Below are 17,675 nucleotides of genomic sequence, written 5' to 3'. Positions count from 1 at the left end.
GCCCTAACTACGTCTCGTACAGGCAAGGCCGATGTCCGCTCCAGTACACCGAGGGGGTCCGGAGGTATGTCCGTTACCGCACACGACCCGCGGGCTGATCCGGGCGCCAGGGGCCAAATTGGGTCAGATGTGGCCGGAGGGCGCCCGGTCCGCGAGGTCCGGGCTTGACTGAGAGCGACATGATCCTGTGCCAGATCGGACACGCATCTGCTCGCAACGTGTTACGCGTCACTCGCGGCCTTTACTGGAGCAACGTCCACGGCATCTGCCGCCGGGCGTTCACGAGAAAGGCAGTGACATGACCGCAGTTTCAGACGACATCCGGGTTGGCCAGGGCGCCCGGTCGGGCCGGCTGCACGTCAGCGAGAGCTTCGACGAGATGATGGCTCGACTGGACGGCATCGAGGCAACGGTCCGGGCCAACGCGGCAGACCACGACAAGTATGGACGGCTCGCGCCCAGCACGATCGAGGCGTTAAAGAACGCACGGGTCTTCGACATTGGTGTTCCCCGGGAATTGGGGGGCATGGAGTTCTCACCGCGGCAGGTCATCCGGGTCATCGAGCGGATCACCGCCATGGATGCCGCTACCGGCTGGGTTGTCATGGCGGTGCAGATGATCACGGGAACCACGGCCGCGTATCTCGGTGAGGAAGCGGCCCGGGAGTACTTCTCCGACCCGGATTACCCGCTCATGGCCGGACACGGGACCAAGTTCGGTCAAGCGGTCAAGGTTGACGGCGGCTACCGCCTCAGCGGTCGCTGGCACTTCGCGTCCGGCTCCCAGTTGGCGGACGTCATTCACACCGCGGCGATGAGTGACGAGGGCGAGGCCCTGATCTTCACCCTCCCGAAATCGCAATGCACGATGATCGACAACTGGGACGTGATGGGCCTTCGCGCCACCAGCTCGGACGACTACAGCATTGACGATGTGTTCGTGCCCGAGAGCCACGTCTACCACGTGGCCACCAAGGAGCCGCTGCATGGCGGGGCCATCTACGAGGTCGGGCTGGCCAACATGTCCGGAATTCAGCATGGTGGCTGGGCACTCGGGATGGGCGCCCGACTGCTTGAGGAGATGCGCAAGCTGGCGAAGGTCAAGTCGCAGCGGCCGGGAGACGGCACCACGACCGACCAGTTCTATGCGGAGTACGCCCAGGCCGAGGCAAAGATGCGGGCAGCCCGTGCGTTCCTGCTGGAGACCTGGGCGGACAATGAAGCAACGCTCGACCGTGGCGAGGCACTGTCCACGCACCAGGAGAGCCTGACCCGGCTGTCACTCAACAACGCCACGTGGACCGCGCACGAGGTCTGCATGACGGTGTACAAGTGGGCGGCCACAGCCGCGCTCCGCGAAGGAGACCTGCAGCGCTACTTCCGCGACATGCACGCCGGCACCCAGCACGTGAGCTCCGGGGCGGTCGTGCTCCAGCAAGTCGGCAAGCAGCTCGCCGGTCTGGCAGAGGGGGCGGACTGGGTGTTCTTCTCCCTCTCGGACCCTCGGCAGGAGGCCTGAGATGACCATCGTTGTCGATGTGGACAAGAGCCGTTCCGCGAAGGCGGTCGATGCCTTCAAGAACGCCTTCCGCCACTACCCGGCCGGTGTCTCGGTGATCACGGGCGACGCTGGTGACGGGCCGGTCGGGCTCACCGCCACCTCTGTAATCTCCGTGTCCGCTGACCCCCCGGTGGTGGTCTTCTCCCTCTCGGCGTTCTCCTCGGCGACGGAGAAATTGAGGGAGTCCAAGACCCTCGTAGTCCACCTGATGGAGTCCTCGCACCTGCAGCTGGCCCAGACCTTCTCCACCCGCGGCATCGACCGATTCGCCGCACCGACCCGGTGGGGGCGGCTCCGCACGGGAGAGCCGGTCCTCCTGGATGCCACGGCGTGGTTGCGTGGACACGTCATCGAGCGGATGGACGTTGCCGGTTCCATCATCGTGGCCCTGGAGGTGCTTGAGGCCAATGTCCGTGGAGATGACACCGCCGGGGACCCCCTCGTCTACCACAACCGCTCGTGGCACCGGTTGTCTGAGGGCAGCCGCCTTGAGTGACGACCGCCGCTGACGTGAGGACTGCGCCCCGCAGTCACCTGACCCCCGAGATTGGAGTGCAAGATGGCCCTCGATGAGCCGACCCAGACCTTCCTCAGGACCATGGCGAACAGTATCCCCGCCGGAGCCCCACCCCTGTGGGAAATGCCGGTCGAACAGGCACGTGCCATGGCCTCCAGTGGGCGTGCACAACTGGGCACCGGGCCGGAGATGCACGCCGTTGAAAACCTGAGCCTGGAGAACGACGACTCCTCCCGGTTCGCGGTGCGCGTCCTCCGTCCCGCCGAGACGGTCACGGCGACGGTCGTCTTCTTCCACGGCGGAGGGTGGGTGCTCGATGACATCGATGGCTACGACACCCTCGGGCGTGAGTTGGCGGCCCGCAGTGGGGCCGAAGTCGTCCTGGTGAACTACCGCAAGGCCCCCGAGCACCCTTTTCCCGCCGCCACGGAGGACGCGTGGACCGCCGTGCGATGGGCCGGACAACGTGCCGCGGGTAGGAGGCTGGTCGTTGCCGGTGAGAGCGCGGGGGCTAATCTCGCCGCCGGCGCCGTGATCCGGGCCCGGGATTCCGGCGCGCCGAAGATCGACGGGCAGGTACTCGTCGTGCCCGCGGTCGACTCCGACACATCACGTCCCTCGTTCCATGACCCGGAGCAGCAGACGATCCTCAACAGGTCGCTGATGGAATGGTTCTGGCGACTGTATCTTCCCGACGAGGATCTCCGGAGGGATCCACGGGTCGCTCCACTGCATACTGCAGATCTCGCCGGTCTTCCTTCGACGCTCGTCTTCACAGCCGAGCATGACATCCTGCGCACCGAGGGTGAGGAGTTCGCATCTAAGCTGCTGGAGAACGGCACACCGGTCGAGCATCGGCCGGTGTCCGGGCAGATGCACACCTTCTTCGGTCTCATCAACGTCCTGCCCGCGAGCCTGCAGACCGTGGAGGCCATTGCCGCCTGGGTCCGTGAAGAACGGTCGGTGTGACCGGTGAGGCGGGACCTCGGTCGGCTGGCCTACGCTCATGACACCCTCGCGCAACGCGTCGTCCTCCGCACTGGCCAGGCGGTCCGCGTCGTCGCCGAGGAAACGGACCGCCTGGGGGGTCGGCGGACCATGCTCATCGCGGGACAGTCGGGGGCCGCGGTGGCAGACAGGATCGCCGCCGGCCAATCAGTGGTGCTGCGCTGGGACGAGGTGCGGGAGCACGTCCCCCTCGAACTGGCCCTCCGGGCACGGGCAGCAGCGGCCGCTGAGGCCATCGACCTCGTGATCGCCGTCGGCGGCGGTTCTGCCATCGGTCTAGCCAAGGCGATCGCCATGGAGCTCGACGTGGACATCGTCGCTGTTCCGACGACCTATGCCGGTTCGGAGGCCACCCATGTCTGGGGCCTGACGGACAACGGCGTCAAGACAACCGGAACCCATGCCCGCGTCCTGCCTGCCGTCGTCATCTACGATGCGGAGCTGACGATGTCATTGCCTGTCAGCCTCACGGTGGCCTCGGGACTCAACGGGCTCGCCCACTGCGTGGATTCGCTCTGGGCACCACGGACTGATCCCATCAGCCAGGCCATGGCCTTGGACGGGGCCCGGATGCTGGCACTTGGCTTGTCCGCTGTCACCGCTGACCCTGAGGATCTCGGGGGGCGTGAGCATTGTCTGCACGGGGCTTACCTTGCGGCCGTGGCTTTCGCCGGCGCCGGATCAGGGATGCACCACAAGATCTGTCACGTGCTCGGCGGGGCCTTCGGACTGCCCCATGCCCCGATGCACGCTGCGGTGCTGCCCCACGTCCTGGCCCACAACGCGCCGTCCGTTCCCACAGAGGCTGGCCGGCTGGCCCTTGCACTGGGTTCCACCGGGGCCAGCGTGGGGCATGATCCTGGTCAGGCCGCTGTGGATGCCCTGGAGGACCTCCGCACTCGGCTCGATGCGCCGCGGAGCCTGGCCACCGTGGGGCTGGACAAAAACCACCTGCTCGATGCCGTGGCGCGCTGCCTGCCCGCGATGCCTGATTCCAACCCTGTCAGGGTCACTGAGGAGTCACTGGCCTCTTTGCTCTATGCCGCGTGGGCAGGGTTCACTCCTGTCCTCAACCGGGAGTCCCGGGACCTCGCTGTCCCGGCTTCCTAATGACCCGCCATGATCGAACCGGCTCCGGCCGACGAAAGGACCGAGATGACCGCTGAGACCACTACCGACACGTCAGAAAGCCGTTCGCCCTCCCGAGGAGGAAACGATGAGGGCGGCCGCACCGTATCGGTGTCCCGCGAGCAAGCCGCGCGTGAACAGGCGCTGGTGGATGAAGTCGTCTCGTCCTTCGAATCGACACCATCCCCGCGGCTCCGGCAGCTGATGCAGGCGCTAGTCCGGCATCTCCACGCCTTTGCCCGGGAAGTCCGCCTGAGTGAGGAGGAATGGGAGGCCGCCGTAAGGTTCCTGACCGAGGCGGGTCACATTACCACGGACGCGCGCCAGGAGTTCGTCCTTCTGTCGGACACTCTGGGCCTGTCCATGCAGACGATTGCCATCAACAACGAGGCCCACGGGGACGCGACGGAGGCCACCGTCTTCGGCCCGTTCTTCGTGGATGGCGCGCCGCTCATCCTAAACGGTGAAGACATGGCCTTCGGCGCCCATGGCCGGCCGTGCTGGGTCGAAGGCCGCGTGACAGACACTGACGGAAACCCGGTGCCGGGCGCCCGTATCGAGGTCTGGGAAGCGGACGAGGCCGGCTTCTATGACGTGCAGTACGGGGACGGTCGCACAGCAGCCCGCGCCCACCTGTTCAGCGAACCTGACGGCACCTACCGGTTCTGGGGGATTACCCCCACGCCGTATCCGATCCCTCATGACGGTCCGGTCGGGAAGATGCTGCAATCGGTCGGACGGTCGCCGATGCGCACCAGCCATCTGCATTTCATGGTGTCCGCTGAGAACCTCCGGACCTTGGTGACACACATCTTCGTCAATGGCTGTGACTACCTGGACCAAGACTCGGTGTTCGGCGTCAAGGAGTCCTTGATCAAGGACTTCGTGATCCAACCGGCCGGCACTCCCACCCCAGACGGGCGGGAGCTCGGCGACCGAGACTGGAGCTCGGTGCGATTCGACATCGTCCTCGCGCCAGCCGCCCAGGACCGGGACCCCCAGGCGGCGGTCGCGGCCGTCCTGGACTGAGTGACGAGGACCTGCACGGCCCGGCCGTGTCGATGAGCACGTGTCGGCGTGGTGCTGTCCGGTCGCCGTCTCACCCGGCGGAGTAGGACTGTGGCAGCAGGGAGGGGAGTGCAGTGGGCAGCGGGAACTGCCAGAGTTCGGCGAAGGCCAGGTCAGCCGGACGGCCGCCGAGGCGAAACGGCTGTGAATGGGCCCCGACGGCGGGACGCCGGCTGGCGAGGTGCTCCAACGGATCGGCGGTGGCCGGCACGGCGGCAGCCAGCAACCAGGTATCAGCCTCGTACTTCCGCAGTGAGAGAGGGATTATCAAGTTGGCAGGCCGGTCCCGGCTGAAAAAACTCAGACCGGTCCGGCCGGCCTGGCTGTGGCGAAAGGTCTACGATTAAAAGACGGCTCGACGACTCTGGCGGCCGCGTCGGGTCCGGTGTAAGCCCGTTATTGTCAACGTCTGAGAGAGTGCGCGGCGATCCGCGCAAGGAGACAGGTCAGCCGGGCCCTGGTCGCATGCGGCCACGTCGCGCCGGCGTTTTCCTTCGGAGCCGACCACGCCGCGAGCCACTCGTGCGCCTGCTTGATCGCCGGAGCCTGTCGATGGCACGTTCGCATTAAACCTCGCTCAGTGCTGTTGTGGTTCCGACGCGGTTTCCGTGATCAGTACCGGGGGAACCAGCCTAGTCCCGGTGGCAGGTTCCGCACATGACTGGGTGCATGAACTCAAGGTTGTTCGGCTACGGAACGTTCTCCCAGCCCAGTGAGACGAGCCCCGACGCTGGCGGCTCTTGTGACAAAACCGTCACCAGATGTTAGAGCGCAAACCCTAAATTCGTGAAGCACCCTATTGAGTGCTTACTGAGTACTCAATAGGCTGCTTCTGTGAACTCTCGTACTGATCGACGTATCGAGCTGGGGTTAACACAGAGCGCCGCTGCTATAAGCGCCGGTCTCAGCCTCGCAACCTGGCTGAGACTTTGCATTACGGCGGAGCGGAGGTAACGCCCGGTAAGACCTCTACCGAGATCGACGCGACACAGATCCTGATGATGTTCTGGAGGCGTCGAGCCAGGTGTCGGCTAGTCTGATCAAAGGACTGCCCGAGGACCGTTCAAAGTTTGACGAACTCCGTGGGGAGCGAGCAGGACATTAGCCACCTGAAGACTTTCCGAAGGCCGCACTCCAAGAGGTTATTCGGTTACGGAACGTGGTTGAATTTAGATTCAATGTGTAGTTCCTGATCTCCCTCGGACCTTTTGCGATAGCCGCTAAGAACACGTGTTCTTAGCGGCCAGGCGCAGCAGTCGAGGCGAAGGCTGCCCGGCATGCCGCAATTGTCCTCGGTGTCATCATGGTTTCCTGTGCTGTAGGGTGTGGCCGCACGCTTTCGCGATGGCTATGCAGGCGGACGGGACCATAGCCGGCCGAAGGAGGTACCCCTCCCTCCTCCTCAGGTTTAGGCTCGGGGCATGGCGACATGGAAGCCGGACCCCCTGTGGTGGCCCTTTGCGATCTGTCTACTCGGGCTGACCGTGGCGAATCTGATTCTGATCCTCGTATCCGCCCCCGTCTGGGCGCGGCTAATCCCCGCATGGCTGTACATCCTTTTCTTTATTGTCGCCATGTCGGTGCTCCTGCGGCGGCGCGCGCTACCTAAGAGGGACAGCACTACCCAGTCCCGGAGACGCACCCCGTAGGTTGTGGCCATGCCATTTCCCGGCAATCTTCAAGTACCGCGGAGCCATCCCATCGGAACGGTCCACGCACGATGCCTGCCAAGTTGAATCTGCGGCATGGCCTGTGGTGTGGGCGCGGGATCAGTTGCCCAAGTGGGGCAGGATAGGAAGCATGCGATTTATTCCGAAGCGTCAGGCATCGACCGCTCGCTCGGTGTCGAGCACTCTCAAGGCTGATCCCGAGGCGGTGGAATCCGCCACCGGACCCGGAGTGAAGCCGCAGGAACCGCGCGGGATTTTCGCCGCCGGCGTTGACCGCACGGCTCTGTGGACTGGACGGGCCGTTGTCATCGCTATCGGTTTAGTGCTGGCCTGGTGGCTGGTCCGTTCGCTGTGGTCGGTGGTTTTCCCGACGATCCTGGCCCTGCTGCTGGCCAGCATCCTGTGGCCGGTGAACCGCCTGGCCCGCCGCCTCATGCCCAAGGCGCTGGCGGCCTTTGTCACCGTGCTCGCTGCGCTGGCTGCCGTCGTCGGAGTGCTGATACTGGTAATTCCGTCGCTGGCCTCGGGAACCGCGGGGCTGGCCGGGAAGGCACGCGAAAACCTCGGGCAGATCACCCAGTTCCTGGCCGGGCCACCGTTCAATCTTGAAAACGCGGACCTGAATTCCCTGATGGACAGCGCGGTATCCCAGATCCGCGAGCACGCCGGAGACATCGCCTCCGGGATCACCACCGGACTGGGGGCCATCACTTCGGGCACCATCATCTTTGTGCTGGTCCTGGTCTTCACGTTCTTCTGCCTCAAAGACGGCGACCGCTTCCTCGCCTGGACCAGCCGATGGACGGACGCCAAGGTCTACGTACACGCCGCCGCCGTGACCTCCCGGGCTTGGCAGACTCTGTCCGGCTACATCGCGGCGCAGGCCGCCGTCGCCCTGGTCGATGCTGTCTTCATCGGCGCCGCCCTTTTCATCCTGGGCATTCCGCTCGCCTTGCCGCTGACCATCCTGATCTTTATCGCGGCCTTCATCCCCGTCGTCGGTGCGGTGGCAACAGGTTTGCTCGCCGCCCTGATCGCCCTGATCTCCCACGGCTGGGTCACGGCCCTGATCGTGCTCGGCGTGGTGATTGTGGTCCAGCAACTGGAGAGCAACCTGCTGCAGCCGTTCCTGGTGGGAACTAAGCTGAAGATCCACCCGGCCGTGGTGCTGGCCTCGGTAACAGTCGGCGGCACCCTGTTCGGCATCGTCGGAGCTTTCCTATCGGTACCAACAACAGCGGTGGGAATTGTGGTGCTGCGTTATCTGCGGGACGTGGTCTTCCCCGTCCAACCGGAAGGGGAAGCAGAGGTAGACGGTTCTAACAGCAGCCGGCCGGAAGCCGAGGCAACCGTGGCAGGCGCGCAGGGCTAACCGCAGACCTAACCCGCCGCACCCTCCAGCGGCCAGGTGTGCACCGCCTCGTTGGTATGCATGTTGTGCGAATTCTGCCGCGTCATCTCGGCCTGCGCTGCCGGACGGTCCAGCCAGCCTCCTACAAACAGCCGCAGGGTCTTGATCTGCCAGCTGGCGCCGTTCTGTTCCGTCTAGGCGCGGGCGCGCAGGATCTCCACGTACCTGTCGATCAGATCCGGGCCCACACGAAGATCGGCCAGTCCGTCGGCGGCCAGCGGCAGCAGGCGGCGGACAATCAGCTCCGCCACCTCGAATATCTGTGACGCCCGGTTTCTGCAGCCTAACGTCGGTCCAGGGAACGCACCGCGTTCTTCTCCCGCCAAGGCAAGGACCTGACCTGCTACTTGCCTGGTGTGTGGGCGGCCGCCACTGATGCGGTGCCCTCCGGCTTCGTGGTCGATGGGGGAGCTGGGGGAGCAGATTGCTGCGGGACGGAAGCTCATGGGCTTCCGTTCCGCAGCAATGTGCGGGCCGGATCAGCAGGCGGAATTTGAATCGCCGTTTAATCGGCAGCTGCCGGTGGGAGCCAACGCGTTGGCTGTCCGGGACCGCCCTTGGTCAGGGGATCTGGGGCTTCGCGTTTTTGGCGACGATGAGGTCGATGAGGAGCTGGTCGCGCTGGTTCAGGGTCTGTGACCAGTCGTAACCGTCGAGCTCCTGCGTGACGCCGTCGGCCATGACGGGGATGTAGTCGTCGGTCTCCGGGTAGGTGCCCAGGGTCCTGGCCCACTCGCGCTGGGCCGGGCCGATGTGCTCGAGGACGTGGGTGATGCCGCCGTCGCCGCCGGAGGCGTGCAGGTTGAGGAAGGGGCCAAGCAGTGCCCACCTTAGGCCGGGGCCGTAGGAGATGGCGGTGTCGATGTCCTCGACGCTGGTCACCCCGGTAGAGACCAGGTGGAACATCTCGGTCCACAGGGCGACCTGGAGGCGGTTGGCTACGTGGCCGGGCACTTCCTTGTTGATGCGGATGGGCTTCTTGCCGATCTCGGTGTAGAAGGCCAGGGCCCGGTCCACGGTCTCGGGCGAGGTCTGCCGACCGCCGAGCACTTCGACCAGCGGGATCAGGTGCGGCGGGTTGAACGGGTGCCCGAGGACCATGCGCTCGGGGTGCTGCATGCCCTGCTGGACGTCTGTGATCAGCAGCCCGGACGAGGAGGTCGCGATGATGGCCTTGTCGCTGGCGCCGGCTTCGATCTGGGCCAGCATGGCGTGCTTGACCTCCAGACGCTCCGGTCCATTCTCCTGGATGAACTCGGCGCCGCTCACGGCCTCGGTGATCGAGGCGGTGAACCGAAGATTGTCTTTGGTGGCACCCTCGGCCAGGCCGATGGTCTCCAGGGCTGGCCAAAAGTCCTCGACCCAGCGGCGCAGTCGGTCCTCGGCCCCGTCTGCGGGGTCAGAGGCGACGACCGTGAATCCTTGAGCCAGGTAGTACGCGGCCCAGCTGGCGCCGATGACGCCGGTTCCAACGACGGCGATCGTCCGGTTGGAGTTGCTTGTGATGCTCATGGTGATTGTCCTTTCAGGTACTGCTTGTTTGTGAGGCTGCTTGTCCGGGTGCTACCGGATGTCCTCGAAGATCCGCTTGCTCGTGAGCATCTTGGCGGCGACGATCATGACCACTGCGGCCGCGATGAAGACCAGGAGCGGGAGCGTCCACCCTCCGGATAGGGACGAGAGCACTCCGCCGAGGAAGGGGCCGACGGTGCCGAAGGCGTAGCCGATGCCCAGGCTGAATCCGGTGACGGTGGAAGAGCCCTCGGGGGTCCGGGTGCGCTGGTTGAACATGACCATCGCGAACGGGAACGCGCCGCCGGAGATGCCGGCGATGACGGCCCATAGCCCGGCCGCGCCGGGAGCAACCATGATGCCGGTGTAGCCGATGATGGAGGCCACGGGGAAGAGGATGCCCAGCCAGAACGGGTTCTTCATGCGGGTGGCGATGATCGGGGTGATCAGGGCCATCGGCAGGGTCAGGAACGTGTAGATGGAGTACATTCCGGCCGCGCCCGCCTCATCGAGGCCCTGGGCCTGGAAGATGGTGGGCAGCCACGCGAGCATGGCGTAGGTGTTCAACGCGGCCATGCCGTAGAAGATAGCCCCGCCCAGAGAGATCGGGTTGGTGAACAGCTTGGCGATGCCGACCTTCTGCGCTGCGGGGCCCGTGCCGGTTCCTTGGGTCGCGGTGTCCTGGCGTCCGGAGCGCACGGCGGCCAGGATCCACGGGAGTGCGGCGAGCACCATGAGGATGGCATAGGAGGCGACCGAGGCCCGCCAGCCGGCGGCGTTAGACATGGGGACCGCGAGCATGGCGGGGACGGTGGCTCCGGCCTGGGTCATGAGGGTCAGCACGGTCATGGCGGTGCCCTGCCGGTCCGGGAAGTACCGCTTGACCAGCGGCGGGCCGACCACGTTGCCGATGCCCATGCCGAACAGGGCGATCGCTCCGAAGGCTAGGAACCCGATGGCCGAATCCCCGATCACCCGCAGCACGGTGCCGAGGACGCCCAGGGCCATGGCCACCACGGCCATCTTCGCCGGGCCGAGGCGCCGGATGAAGACCGGGGCCACGAAACCGGCGACGCCGAAGGCGATCGTGGGCAGCATGCCGAGGATCGTCGCGCCAGTGGTACCGAGGGCAACGTCGTCCTGGATCCGGCCCAGGATCGGCGAGATGCCGGTCACCGCATGGCGCAGGGAAAACGCCATGAGGATCAGGCCGACGAAGTAGAGAATCCGCCCCCGCCAGGGTTTCCGGACCGGGGCTGCCTGTGTGGATTGGGATTGGGAAGTGGTGCTCATCAGACGGCCGCCTTGGAGTCGCCATCGATGGGGAACATCTGGCCCGAGATGGTGCGGGCGTGCGGTCCGGCGAGGAAGAGGACCAGCTGGGCGATGTCGTCGGGGTTGATGAACTGCTTGACCGATTGGTTGGCCATCGCGCTGTCGATCTCCTCCTGCACGGTACGGCCGGAGACCGCAGCGCGGCCTTCGAAGACGCTCATGATGCGCGGGCCGTCGACGGCGCCCGGGTGGATGGTGTTGGAGGTAATGCCGAACTGGCCCAGTTCCAAGGCCAGGGTCTTGGCGAAACCGACCAGGCCCCACTTGGTAGTGGAATAGGCAACCCGGTTCGGGTAGCCAAAGCGGCCGGCCAGCGACGACATTGTGATGATCGAGGCGGCCTCCGACCGCTTGAGCAGCGGGATGACCGCCTGCGTGACGTTGAACGTGCCCTGCAGGTTCACACCTACGACGGCGGCGAAGGCGTTCGCATCGTACTTGTCGACAGGGGCGGTGGGGCCGGCGATGCCGGCGTTGTTCACCAGCACGTCCAAACCGCCGAGCCTCGTGTTGACGTCTTGAGCGAGCACCTTCCCGGCCTCCGGGGCGCTGACATCGACCACCGAACCGCTGATGTTGGAGTACTCCGCGGTAACCGCGGCTACGGCGTCGGCGTTAATGTCCGCGATGTGCACGTGTGCACCTGTGGCGGCGAAGGCCTTGGCGATGGCCAGGCCGATTCCGTTTGCTCCGGCCGTGACCAGAACGCGCTGCGACATTGTCTTCTCCTTGTGGTGATTTACCAGGCGGGGACAAAGGCGGGTGGGGTAGTGACCTCGTCAGTGTCCGAGACGCAACTTATATGCGTATGCATCTACCATGGGCCCGTGAAGGTTGACGTGTCAACTAATGTGAGGGAGTAGACAGATTAGGCGGAATCCTTAAAACCTTTTGCCCCGGAGGCAGCGTTGTCTCAACCAGGCTGGCGGCGAGTGGACGCAACACTTGTGCTTCGCTGATTTACGAATTAGAACAGCGGCCAGGGCACCGCGGACATCTCACCGCTCGGAGCCGGAAACCGCCCTGCCAAGCGCAACTTGGCGCAGCGCGCGGCGAGCGATGTGATTTCTTCGGCGCTGAGCAGGTCTGCCAGGTTTCGGCCCAGCCCGCCGTGCAGTCCTTCGCTGACACGGTCTATGCCGTCGCGTTCCTCGGCGGTTAGAGCGTCTCCCAACCATCCCCACAGCACCGTGCGCAACTTGTGGTCACGATGAAAGGTCAGCCCATGGTCCACGCCGTGCCGGTGTCCGTCCGTCATGGCAAGAATGTGGTCGCCTTTGCGGTCGGCGTTGTTGACGATGATGTCGAACACCGCCATGCGTCTCAGCGCCGGCGAGTCTTCGTGAACGAGGGCGACCATCCGTCCGTTATCATCTCGACCCTTGAGAACGTGTCTCCAGCCCGTCTCCGGCACCTGGTCCGCCGCGACCAGGTCCACGGCGCTTTGGGCGGGGTCTTGCTCCTGCCAGAGCTGTACCATTCCTTCGCCCAACGGACCATCGCGCAGCCAGGTGTGCGGCACGATGTCCCAGCCGAAGGCCTGCGAGACCAAGTAGGCGGCCACCTCCCGGTGAGCCAGGGTGCCGTGGGGAAAATCCCACAGCGGACTTTCCCCCGCTATCGGCTTATAGACCACGGCCACGTCGCCGATGCTGCCCAGAAATGTAGCGTTTGAAGCCGTCGTGATGCGTCCGGTGAGCGTCAGCTCGGCGGTCACCAGGTCCGGCGCCGGCATCAGGCCTCGGGAAGGGTACAGGTGTGCCCGTCGGCGTCTATGGGGAAGCCGCAGAGCGGGCACGTCGGACGTCCGGCGCCCACGATCTCACGGGTGCGCTTGGTGAATGCGCGGGCGGTGCCGACCGGCATGCGCACCAGCAGCATTTCGGCCGCCTGAGCCCCGCCCTCATCAAGCGATTCGTCGTCGTCGGCATCGACGTCGGTGATGGGGTAGGCCTCTATCACGACCTGCGCGGTCGTCGGGTCCCAACCTAAGCTCATGGAGCCGGTGCGAAACTGCTCCTGAACTGCCTCAAGCTGATCATTGTCAACGAGCTCAGTTGGAGTACTCGCGGGAACGCTGAAGGGGTTGCCTTCGAGGGCCATGAGCTGGTCGAGAATTTCGTCGATCTTCTCTGCGAGCAGGGCCGACTGCTGTTTCTCCAGGGTAATACTCACGATCTGCGTCCCCGCACGCACCTGCAGATAGAACGTACGCGCCCCCGGAAGGCCTATGGTGCCAACGACGACCCGATCGGGCCAGGCGAACTCGTGAACACGTGCAGGCATGTCAGTATTTTAGGCACATGAGGTTCATGGCTCCTGCTGCCCTGCACCGCCGCCCACCGGCGCATCGGCAGAGCGAATGCCGTTCGACAGCCACGACAGATCACCGGCGTCGGTGTTGGTCGCGTAGACGCTTGGCCGACTAACGCCGTAACGCACGATTGATACGGACCCCGGGCCCACAGTGATTCGCTGGAACAGGTCAAGGTGCATGCCGAGCGCGTCGGCGAGGATCGACTTGATGATGTCACCGTGACTCACCGCCACCCACACGGCCCCTGGCCCGTATTCCGTCTCGAAGGCTGCATCGTGGCGTCGAATCGCTGCCACCGACCGAGCCTGCATCGAGGCCAGGGATTCACCGCCGGGAAAGACGACGGCGGACGGTTGCGACTGCACGACCGGCCACAATTCCTCGGTCTCAAGATCACTGATCGTGCGGCCCTGCCACTCGCCGTAATCGCATTCGGTGAGGTCTAGGTCGACCGGCGCGTACGGCGAGCCAGCCTGGCGGTCGAGGATGAACTGCGCGGTCTGCCGACAACGCTCCAGAGGGCTCGACACCACCCCGACTACGGGCACCGCCGCGAGCCGGTCTCCGGTCAGGGCCGCCTGATCCCGCCCGACCTGGTCGAGGCAGACGCCGCCGGCCCGACCGGCCAGCAGGCCGGTGGCATTGGCTGTGGTGCGGCCGTGCCGCACGAGGAGGACTGTCGCCATCCACCCAGCCTAACCACCCGTTCGACGGCGGTGTGAGCCGCAGAGGGTCGCGCGTCGAACAGACCAATAACGCTTTCATGAATGGACAGACCAACCTGAGGTCTGCGTCCACGTCGAACTGTGGACAAAGTTTGACTGGGTGTGTACCTATTGAAGGTCCGGGCAGCAGACGGGCGTTCTTACCGGATCTGTCGGTGAGTTCCAGCCGGTTCCCACGGCTCCGGGCACATTCACCATCCACGCGGGGACTCTGGAGGCACGTTGAAGCTCTTGCTGACTTCTGGCGGCGTGACGAACCCGAGCATTCACTCTGCGCTCGTGCAGCTTCTCGACAAGCCGGTGTCGCAGTGCCGCGCCCTGGTCATCCCGACAGCGCAGTGGGGTCACCCGCTGTGCGGACCGGCATCGGTGCGGAACCTCCTGGCCGCCGAGAATGACTTCCGTCATTTGTCCGGCCTGGGCTGGGCGTCGCTCGGGGTTCTCGAGCTTACCGCGCTGCCCACCATTGGCGCGGATCGGTGGGTCCCGTGGCTTCGGGAGGCCGACGTGCTCTTGGTCGACGGCGGCGAGGCGACGTACCTGTCCCATTGGGTGCGGGAGTCCGGGCTGGCCGAACTGCTCCCGTCACTTCCCGACATGGTGTGGGTGGGAGTGAGTGCCGGAAGCATGGTGATGACGCCCCGGATCGGGGAAGTCTTCGTTGAGTGGCCGTCCGCTCCGGATGACCGGACTCTGGGGGTGGTGGAATTTTCAATCTTTCCGCACCTGAACGCTTTCCCGAGCAACACCCTGGCCCACGCAGAGCGGTGGGCCGCCGACATAGGCGCCCCTGCCTACGCCATCGACGAACAGACAGCGATCAAGGTCGTCGACGGCTCCGTCGAGGTGGTTTCCGAAGGACAGTGGAAGAGGTTCGAGTGATAAGTGCCCAGCATTTGTGAGGTCGCGTGGCTTTTGCCCAGGGACGGGACGAACAGCAATCGGCGAAGGACTATCGGTTTAACATCATGTTCCCGACAGCTCTGGTGATGCCGGCCGGGTACTGGTGCGTGCGTCCAGAACCTGCCCGATGGTCTTCGCGATCAAGTGAACGTCCTCGTCGCTCACGACGAACGGCGGGCTGATTTGGAGGGTGTTGCCGCGCAGGGGCCGCACGACGACGCCGTTGTCGATGCATGAGTTGGCCACAGCCTCGGCGTCCGCCTGGTCTGCGAGCTGGACGCCGGCGAGAAATCCAACGCCGCTGCGGATTTCCTGCACGAGAGGATGCGAGGCAAGAGGTGCAAGGGCCTTATCGAGGACGGATTCCAGTTCCAAGGCCCGCGCAACGAGATTTTCGTTCTCGAGGATGTCGAGGTTGGCGTGTGCAACTGCGCAAGCTGTGGCGTGCCCCGAGTACGTCATGCCGTGCCTCGATACGGGGGCGTCCTGTCCCTGATAGAACCGTCCCCAGATCCGGTTGGATATGAGGACCCCGCCCAGCGGGGCGTAGCCGGATGTTATTCCTTTGGCCAGCAGAATCATGTCGGGCTCGAGATGGAACCTTTCGGAGGCGAACATTAAGCCTGCCCGGCCGAATCCGGTGATGACTTCATCGACGATTAGAAGAATGTCGTTCTTCCGGGCGATTTGCTGCAGGCCTTCAAGATAACCGGGGGCAGGCGGAATCACCCCACCGGTCCCTATGATTGGCTCGGTGAAGATGGCGGCAATATTCTCCGGCCCGATGTCGTCGACGACTGCCTGTACGCCTTCCAGATCGTTGGTCGGAACGAGGGCCGTCTCGGGGACGAGGGAATCCGTCCCGTAGCCGTCCCTATTAAAATCAAGCCCGGCGATACTGGTGCCAAAGGCGTGGAGCCCGTGGTACGAGTAAGTACGGCTGAGGATGGTTTTCTTGTCCGGCATGCCCTCAAGCTGCCAATGGCGCCGCGCAATCTTGCAGGCCAAGTCGACGGAGTCAGACCCGCCGCTGTTGAAAATTATCTTGGCGTCCGGGATCGGCCCCAGGGCCACGAGCCGGTCGGCGAGGGAGAGTGCCACATCGTTCGAGAACCGGCCAAAAACGTGGTAAGTCTCCAGTTTGCACATCTGGTCATAGGCCGCTTTCGCCACTGATTCCCTGCCGTGGCCGATGTTTGCGTGCCACAGTCCGGCGGTGGCATCCAGCAGGCGCTGGCCGTCCGAGGTGGTCAGGTATGCGCCGTGGCCTTCGGTAATGACGATGCGGCGTTGCAGAACCGAGGGCATGTGCGCCTGGGCGCTCCACAGTGACTCGCCAACGAGCTTGGTAGGGTTTGCCGGATCAAGAACGGTTGCGTCGGTAGCCATTGTTTTTCTCCTAGGCAGGCCAATAGGGGGCGATTCCATGTAGAAGACACCGCCGGACTGCCCTGTACCTCGTCGGCAGCCCCCGATTTTGCATCGGTTGCGGGAGTCAGGCGCGGAGCCAGCTTTCGTTCAGGTGAAATTGCACTTGAACATCCGGTTGCGGCATGTGCCGCGCCGGTTAATCGAGGACGGCGAGCAGCTGCCCTTCCGTGACCGCGTCTCCTTCGGACACGGAGATGTCCGCAACAACACCCGATTCGGGCGCTTCAACCGGAATTTCCATTTTCATGGATTCGAGGATCATGATGGTTTCGTCTTCCTCAACAGACGCTCCCGGCGCCACGAGGATTTTCCAAACGTTGGCAGCCAGATCCGACCGTACTTCGCTCAATTTTTGTTCCTCCTCGAATAGCCCGGCCTTTAAGGTGTTGTGTTCGTCGTGGACCGGCGGCGCTGGCCCGTGTGGTCCATGTGTTTCTTAATCTGCTCGTCTAGGTCCTCAATGTTTCCACCTTCCACGTTTGCCAAGAGCTCCTGGTGTTCGGCCGCTATCTCTTCCGGATGGGGATACAGGTTCTCCAGCATCATGAGCGACAGGCGCGTTTCAGTGAGGAGGGTCTGATAGAAAACCGTGAGGCGTTTGTTACCGAGACTCCCGACCAAGACCGTGTGGAACGCCAGGTCCAAGTCGACCAGATCCGACCACGGATGACCTCTTTCCGAGGCTTCCTTCATGTCGACGACGATGCTGCGAAGTTCATCGAAAATCTGTTTCCTTGGATTCTTCGCCAGCTCCTCGGCTGCTGCCTTTTCAACGGAATGGCGGGCGACGGATATGTCATCCATATCCGCCTCGGACAGTTCCAGGACAAAAACCCCGCGGTTGCGTACCCGGTGCAGGAGGCCTTCCTGTATGAGCCGCTGCATTGCTTCGCGCACCGGCGAACGGCTGACGTTCAGCTGCCGGGCAAGACTGGTTTCGCGCAGCTGTTGGCCGGGCCTGTAGGCGCCCTTTTCGATCGCGCCCCGCAGCCGGTTGACAATGGTGTCCACCGTCCCGTCGATGAGGATCGGCTCCAGTACAGGCTCACTCAACTCGTTGCTCCTACCTATCCGGCGGTCAGCTCGATG

At 64.3% G+C, this 17,675-nt stretch carries 17 protein-coding genes; 7 read left to right on the top strand and 10 right to left on the bottom strand.

Features of this window, described 5'->3' with window-relative positions; genetic code table 11:
• The first annotated feature begins 298 nt into the window (after positions 1-298).
• The 5 genes from AC5RUJ_RS00830 (at position 299) to AC5RUJ_RS00810 (ending at position 5,243) form a co-directional block, all read left to right on the top strand.
• Positions 299-1,519 (top strand): acyl-CoA dehydrogenase family protein, encoded by a 1,221-nt coding sequence (locus AC5RUJ_RS00830; RefSeq protein ID WP_494128428.1) that lies wholly within the window; start codon positions 299-301, stop codon positions 1,517-1,519.
• 1 nt (position 1,520) lies between these two features.
• Positions 1,521-2,057: a flavin reductase family protein gene (locus AC5RUJ_RS00825; protein ID WP_494128427.1), complete on the top strand. Its 537-nt coding sequence runs from the start codon at positions 1,521-1,523 to the stop codon at positions 2,055-2,057.
• A gap of 63 nt (positions 2,058-2,120) precedes the next feature.
• Positions 2,121-3,047: an alpha/beta hydrolase gene (locus tag AC5RUJ_RS00820; protein WP_494128426.1), complete on the top strand. Its 927-nt coding sequence runs from the start codon at positions 2,121-2,123 to the stop codon at positions 3,045-3,047.
• Positions 3,048-3,050: 3 nt separating this feature from the next.
• The gene (locus tag AC5RUJ_RS00815; protein WP_494128425.1) at positions 3,051-4,196 is read left to right on the top strand and encodes a maleylacetate reductase; all 1,146 of its coding nucleotides are present in this window, start codon (positions 3,051-3,053) and stop codon (positions 4,194-4,196) included.
• Positions 4,197-4,241: 45 nt separating this feature from the next.
• Positions 4,242-5,243, top strand: a complete 1,002-nt coding sequence (locus AC5RUJ_RS00810) for a dioxygenase family protein (RefSeq protein WP_494155548.1) — start codon at positions 4,242-4,244, stop codon at positions 5,241-5,243.
• A 70-nt stretch (positions 5,244-5,313) separates the two neighbouring features.
• On the opposite strand, the gene AC5RUJ_RS00805 is transcribed toward AC5RUJ_RS00810, so the two are convergent.
• Positions 5,314-5,553 carry a hypothetical protein gene (locus tag AC5RUJ_RS00805; RefSeq protein ID WP_494128423.1) on the bottom strand — a complete coding sequence of 80 codons (240 nt, stop codon included), beginning with the start codon at positions 5,551-5,553 and terminating at the stop codon, positions 5,314-5,316.
• Positions 5,554-7,124: 1,571 nt separating this feature from the next.
• Here AC5RUJ_RS00805 and AC5RUJ_RS00800 point away from each other — a divergent pair.
• The gene (locus AC5RUJ_RS00800) at positions 7,125-8,324 is read left to right on the top strand and encodes an AI-2E family transporter (RefSeq protein ID WP_494155547.1); all 1,200 of its coding nucleotides are present in this window, start codon (positions 7,125-7,127) and stop codon (positions 8,322-8,324) included.
• A gap of 600 nt (positions 8,325-8,924) precedes the next feature.
• On the opposite strand, the gene AC5RUJ_RS00795 is transcribed toward AC5RUJ_RS00800, so the two are convergent.
• The 6 genes from AC5RUJ_RS00795 to AC5RUJ_RS00770 all read right to left on the bottom strand — a co-directional run bounded on the left by AC5RUJ_RS00795 (position 8,925) and on the right by AC5RUJ_RS00770 (position 14,213).
• Positions 8,925-9,875 carry a 3-hydroxyacyl-CoA dehydrogenase NAD-binding domain-containing protein gene (locus AC5RUJ_RS00795; RefSeq protein WP_494128422.1) on the bottom strand — a complete coding sequence of 317 codons (951 nt, stop codon included), beginning with the start codon at positions 9,873-9,875 and terminating at the stop codon, positions 8,925-8,927.
• A 51-nt stretch (positions 9,876-9,926) separates the two neighbouring features.
• The gene (locus tag AC5RUJ_RS00790; protein WP_494128421.1) at positions 9,927-11,168 is read right to left on the bottom strand and encodes an MFS transporter; all 1,242 of its coding nucleotides are present in this window, start codon (positions 11,166-11,168) and stop codon (positions 9,927-9,929) included.
• Complete coding sequence (gene fabG / locus AC5RUJ_RS00785) at positions 11,168-11,929, bottom strand: 3-oxoacyl-ACP reductase FabG (protein ID WP_494128420.1); 762 nt, start codon at positions 11,927-11,929, stop codon at positions 11,168-11,170. The genes AC5RUJ_RS00790 and fabG overlap by 1 nt, the downstream gene beginning before the upstream one ends.
• A gap of 248 nt (positions 11,930-12,177) precedes the next feature.
• Positions 12,178-12,945 (bottom strand): SCO1664 family protein, encoded by a 768-nt coding sequence (locus tag AC5RUJ_RS00780; protein WP_494128419.1) that lies wholly within the window; start codon positions 12,943-12,945, stop codon positions 12,178-12,180.
• Positions 12,945-13,496, bottom strand: coding sequence for a DUF3090 domain-containing protein (locus AC5RUJ_RS00775; protein WP_494128418.1), 552 nt, complete (start codon positions 13,494-13,496; stop codon positions 12,945-12,947). Before AC5RUJ_RS00775 ends, AC5RUJ_RS00780 begins: the two co-directional genes overlap by 1 nt.
• Positions 13,497-13,520: 24 nt before the next feature.
• Complete coding sequence (locus AC5RUJ_RS00770; protein ID WP_494128417.1) at positions 13,521-14,213, bottom strand: MSMEG_4193 family putative phosphomutase; 693 nt, start codon at positions 14,211-14,213, stop codon at positions 13,521-13,523.
• A 261-nt stretch (positions 14,214-14,474) separates the two neighbouring features.
• Between AC5RUJ_RS00770 and AC5RUJ_RS00765 the strand changes: the two genes are divergently transcribed.
• Positions 14,475-15,134: a Type 1 glutamine amidotransferase-like domain-containing protein gene (locus AC5RUJ_RS00765; protein ID WP_494000348.1), complete on the top strand. Its 660-nt coding sequence runs from the start codon at positions 14,475-14,477 to the stop codon at positions 15,132-15,134.
• Between the two features lie 84 nt (positions 15,135-15,218).
• On the opposite strand, the gene AC5RUJ_RS00760 is transcribed toward AC5RUJ_RS00765, so the two are convergent.
• The 3 genes from AC5RUJ_RS00760 to AC5RUJ_RS00750 form a co-directional block, all read right to left on the bottom strand.
• On the bottom strand, positions 15,219-16,544 hold the full coding sequence (locus AC5RUJ_RS00760; protein ID WP_494000347.1) for an aminotransferase family protein: 1,326 nt from the start codon (positions 16,542-16,544) through the stop codon (positions 15,219-15,221).
• A gap of 178 nt (positions 16,545-16,722) precedes the next feature.
• Entirely contained in the window at positions 16,723-16,935 is a 213-nt protein-coding gene (locus AC5RUJ_RS00755; protein WP_494000346.1) for a biotin/lipoyl-binding carrier protein, read from the bottom strand.
• 29 nt (positions 16,936-16,964) lie between these two features.
• Positions 16,965-17,639: a GntR family transcriptional regulator gene (locus AC5RUJ_RS00750; protein WP_494022597.1), complete on the bottom strand. Its 675-nt coding sequence runs from the start codon at positions 17,637-17,639 to the stop codon at positions 16,965-16,967.
• Positions 17,640-17,675: the final 36 nt, after the last annotated feature.

This window comes from Arthrobacter sp. Y3223164, assembly GCF_059091005.1.
This window is presented reverse-complemented; position numbering and strand designations above follow the sequence as displayed.

Coding starts and splice junctions, on each gene's coding strand:
- AC5RUJ_RS00830 (WP_494128428.1), top strand. CDS start 299: ATGACCGCAGTTTCAGACGACATCCGGGTTGGCCAGGGCGCCCGGTCG.
- AC5RUJ_RS00825 (WP_494128427.1), top strand. CDS start 1,521: ATGACCATCGTTGTCGATGTGGACAAGAGCCGTTCCGCGAAGGCGGTC.
- AC5RUJ_RS00820 (WP_494128426.1), top strand. CDS start 2,121: ATGGCCCTCGATGAGCCGACCCAGACCTTCCTCAGGACCATGGCGAAC.
- AC5RUJ_RS00810 (WP_494155548.1), top strand. CDS start 4,242: ATGACCGCTGAGACCACTACCGACACGTCAGAAAGCCGTTCGCCCTCC.
- AC5RUJ_RS00795 (WP_494128422.1), bottom strand. CDS start 9,875: ATGAGCATCACAAGCAACTCCAACCGGACGATCGCCGTCGTTGGAACC.
- AC5RUJ_RS00790 (WP_494128421.1), bottom strand. CDS start 11,168: ATGAGCACCACTTCCCAATCCCAATCCACACAGGCAGCCCCGGTCCGG.
- fabG (WP_494128420.1), bottom strand. CDS start 11,929: ATGTCGCAGCGCGTTCTGGTCACGGCCGGAGCAAACGGAATCGGCCTG.
- AC5RUJ_RS00780 (WP_494128419.1), bottom strand. CDS start 12,945: ATGCCGGCGCCGGACCTGGTGACCGCCGAGCTGACGCTCACCGGACGC.
- AC5RUJ_RS00775 (WP_494128418.1), bottom strand. CDS start 13,496: ATGCCTGCACGTGTTCACGAGTTCGCCTGGCCCGATCGGGTCGTCGTT.
- AC5RUJ_RS00770 (WP_494128417.1), bottom strand. CDS start 14,213: ATGGCGACAGTCCTCCTCGTGCGGCACGGCCGCACCACAGCCAATGCC.
- AC5RUJ_RS00760 (WP_494000347.1), bottom strand. CDS start 16,544: ATGGCTACCGACGCAACCGTTCTTGATCCGGCAAACCCTACCAAGCTC.